Source organism: Pseudomonas huaxiensis (assembly GCF_003231275.1).
Classification (GTDB): Bacteria; Pseudomonadota; Gammaproteobacteria; order Pseudomonadales; family Pseudomonadaceae; genus Aquipseudomonas; species Aquipseudomonas huaxiensis.
Map to the genome: position 1 here is coordinate 1 of NZ_QKVL01000099.1, position 3,165 is coordinate 3,165.

Annotated in this window: 2 protein-coding genes; both read left to right on the top strand. The window is 60.7% G+C overall.

Annotated features, from left to right (window positions below):
• Positions 1-13: 13 nt before the first annotated feature.
• Complete coding sequence (locus DM374_RS32200; RefSeq protein WP_318531824.1) at positions 14-2,626, top strand: T6SS effector BTH_I2691 family protein; 2,613 nt, start codon at positions 14-16, stop codon at positions 2,624-2,626.
• The coding region (locus DM374_RS33945; protein WP_225422672.1) for a DUF6708 domain-containing protein at positions 2,605-3,165 on the top strand (561 nt) is incomplete at its 3' end. The genes DM374_RS32200 and DM374_RS33945, both read left to right, overlap by 22 nt.

Consider the following 3,165-nt stretch of genomic DNA (forward strand, 5'->3'; position numbering starts at 1 on the left):
CGCCAGCGTCGGGATCGCCATGACCGAAGCCGACCTGCAGATGCATCAGGTGCTCGAATACGCCCAGCCCATGGCGGGCGATTTTCACAGCGTGCACGGCTTCTACCCGCGCAATAGCCGACTGCGAGCCCTGGCAGGCCATGTCCGCACGATGACTGAGGAGCACGAGCTGCCGAACGGTGTGCTGGCCCTGGTCCTGCCCGACCCTGTCGGCGTGGTGCAAGAGCTCAACGCCCAGCGCCTGATTCGCTACCAGCACATGCAGGAGTGGCGCGCCGAACCGCAGCGACGTTTCGAGCAACTCACTTCCCAGGCGTTGCTGGGTATTCGTAAGGTGTACCTCGACAGGGCGGAAAAACAGGCGATCAAGGATGCAGAGACGGCGGTTGAGACTCATCGTGATTACAACGCCAGGCCGATGTCCTACAGGGCGCCCCTGCCAAGCCTTGATCTGGAGAAGGAGACGAAACGCAGGATCGCCAAGGAACAGGCCAATGTCCGCGACCGGCTCGGCGACCGCTACGACGAAAAGGCCCGCGGGGACTTCCAGACCAAGGTCGAGAAAACGCTCGCGGGCTGGCAACAGATCATCGACGACGTCGGCGAACACTACGCGACTCACTTTCAGAGCCCGGCCTTTCAACTGGCCACCCGCTACGACTACAGCGTTCACCACGTCGAGTCTGTGGCGGCATTCATCTGCATGGTGGGGCAGTGCCTTGCCGGTGGGCCGACCGGACTCATCGACAACGACAAACTGGACGCTACCCAACGACTCTGGAAGCAACAACTGGACGACCGCAACAGCCTGCTCTACCAGGCGCTGGTGGCCAAGGACAAAGGGTGGCTCGAGCAACTGCGCCAAGACCTGAGTGACGCCGAGCGGACCCGGCTCTATCACGGCATCAAGACCCTCATCACAACCGATCAGGGCACGGCGCTCATGAGGTCGTCGGTGCAGGCGGCCGTCGGCCAGTTGCTCGGCGGTGCCGCCACGGCCAGCAACGCCCTCGGCAAGCATATTTCGGAGCACACCAACGCGCTGGTGGGGCATATGCACCGAGAGGCTTGGCTGCGGTTTTCCGGTGTGCGGGTCACGCAGGTCACGGTTGCGCTCAAGGCGGGCGAGTACCTCACGCTGCTCAATGAGGTGCTCTACGAAGGGACCGAGCGCTTCATCGCGCAACTGGACCAGCAATTTCGCAAACCGGCCGCGCGCAAGGTGCGGGCCATGCTGCTCAGTGGCCCCCCCATCCCCGCCTTGGCAAGCAGCTATGGAAAGCTGATCGACGTCACGCTCTGGACGATGGAGAGCGCCGAGGACCTGCGGGTGCGCCTGGAAAAACTGCGGGACGGCATCGGCGACGGCATCGGCGATGCCCTGCGTCCCGTCAGCATCGATGTGGGTGCCCTCAAGGGCGGCATGGACGACTTCGCCCGCCACCTGAGCCTCAATGGCGAAGTCGCCCGCCTGTTCGCCCAGGACACGATGCGCAGCATGCGCAACGCCGCAAGGATGGGTGGGACAGGAGTATTCAATCTGGGACTGGCTCTTGGCAGTCTTTGGTTCCAGCAGGATTCCCTGCGCAAAAGCTACGGAAGCCTGCTCAAAGCGTTTGGCGATGAGCGTCCCGAGGCTTTTGCCGCGTTCATGGCGGCTTCGGTAGGGAATATGGGGGCAGGTGTTGAGATCGTCGGCGCGGCGGTTTGGGCAGTTCGGCCTGACTGGACCCTCCCGGTTCACTCGGCTGGGACGGTGAGTACGGTGAAGGTGGGGGCGCGGATTCTTCAGTTCGGCAGTGCGATTGTGTCGATGGCGAGTGCGGTGGAGGGGATGCAGTATGCGTTGGCGGCGGGGCGTACGCACGGGGTTGGTGATAAAGCGGCGAGAAATTTTTACGCAATAGCATCTCTAATGGCAACAGGCTCAGCGTTAGCTGGGGTCTGGGGCTCCATTGGAGCGGCAAACGTACTGCTCGTCCCGCTCGCGATCGCCGTATTACTAGGTTTTGTTGCGTATGGATTTGCGGTCTGGGCGAAGGGTAAAGAGTCGCAACCATTGGAATTGTGGGCGCAGCACTCACTTTGGGGGCTGCCGAAAGAACACCGTCGCTGGAAAGACGCTCACGACATGGATACGGCGATAGGCGCTCTGAACGCCGCGCTGTTGGGCTTAACCGCTGACCTTGACGTGAAGGCGCGGATCCAGAGGCGGGGTGACGAGGTATCAGGCCGCGGTGGAACCATGGAGTACAACGTCGTCCTTCCAGGATATGACCCTGGCGCGTCGTCTTACGAGTGGACGCTGTGGGCATACCGGCCAGGTGAAACACCAGGAGGGATGATCGCTGGCGGGCGTACCGGAGGGACGAATGATCCTTTGCCGGCTCCCGCTTTCTGGAAGCAGCCGGGTTACGAGCCTGACACCACGGCTCCAGTCGTTACTTACGATGCAGAGTCAAAAACGCTCGAGATCATGGGCTCTATTGTCTTTTGGGGCGTTCTTGATTTTCACGCTTTGGAGCTTGAGGTGTCCTACTGGCCCGACAAGAGTGATGAATCGGGGATGGCCCGACTGATCGTGAGGGAAGACAAGATTGCTGGATGGCAGTGGGGCTTCATGTGAAAAGACCTAAGCTCGTTCCCTCTTGTTCTGGATGGCAGGAAGACCTACCTCACCCCGATGAAGTGCCGATCGTAATGCCGGCTCTGGGATTCGATACGCCCAACCATCAGGATGATGTTTTTCTGGAACTGCCACGGTCCTCAGCACTTTTCAGGGGTTTGGTGATCTGGTTTGCGCCAATTTTCAGTTTCCAACTGGCCATAGTGTTATGGCTTTTCTTGTCAGACTGGCGTGAACTCAGCGTCGAAGAATGGAGCATCTTTTTCCCCGGGGTCTTCGTTGCAGTCTGGTCACTACTGCTCTGTGTGAAAGTCGATGCAGCACCTCCCCGAGATCAACCGCTTCGCTTCAACCGCACCCGCCAACGCCTCTATGCCTACAACTTCAACTACCGCTGGTGGAACCCCTTCGAACGCTGGCGGGTCCAGCCGGTGGCGTACGACTGGTCACAGGTACGGGCCGAGCGCTGGCTAAAGCGCGGTGCGACTTCGCATGGGGTCGTCATCAAGGGCGGCGTGGTGCTTTCCATCGTCAAGCCG